At 49.9% G+C, this 459-nt stretch carries 1 protein-coding gene; it reads left to right on the plus strand.

The window, feature by feature from the left end; all coding sequences use genetic code 11:
• A partial coding sequence (locus K0039_RS25270) for a molybdopterin cofactor-binding domain-containing protein (protein WP_228106880.1) occupies positions 1–459 on the plus strand: 459 nt, incomplete at both ends.

Consider the following 459-nt stretch of genomic DNA (forward strand, 5'->3'; position numbering starts at 1 on the left):
GGCACTATTATTAAAAGAGAAAATCATCGCTCACGCCGCAGTCATGCTTCATCAGTCAGCGATGAATCTGACCCTGATAAAAGGCCATATCGTGCTGGTTGAACGACCGGAAGAGCCGTTAATGTCGTTAAAAGATTTGGCGATGGACGCTTTCTACCACCCTGAACGCGGCTGGCAGCTCTCTGCGGAAATCTCCATCAAAACCACCACTAACCCACCGGCGTTTGGCTGTACCTTTGTTGATCTGACGGTCGATATTGCGCTGTGCAAAGTCACCATCAACCGCATCCTCAACGTTCATGATTCAGGGCATATTCTTAATCCACTGCTGGCAGAAGGTCAGGTACACGGCGGAATGGGAATGGGCATTGGCTGGGCGCTATTTGAAGAGATGATCATCGATGCTAAAAGCGGCGTGGTCCGTAACCCCAATCTGCTGGATTACAAAATGCCGACCAT

It is taken from the genome of Terrisporobacter mayombei (assembly GCF_020748465.1).
Lineage (GTDB): Bacteria > Bacillota > Clostridia > Peptostreptococcales > Peptostreptococcaceae > Terrisporobacter > Terrisporobacter mayombei.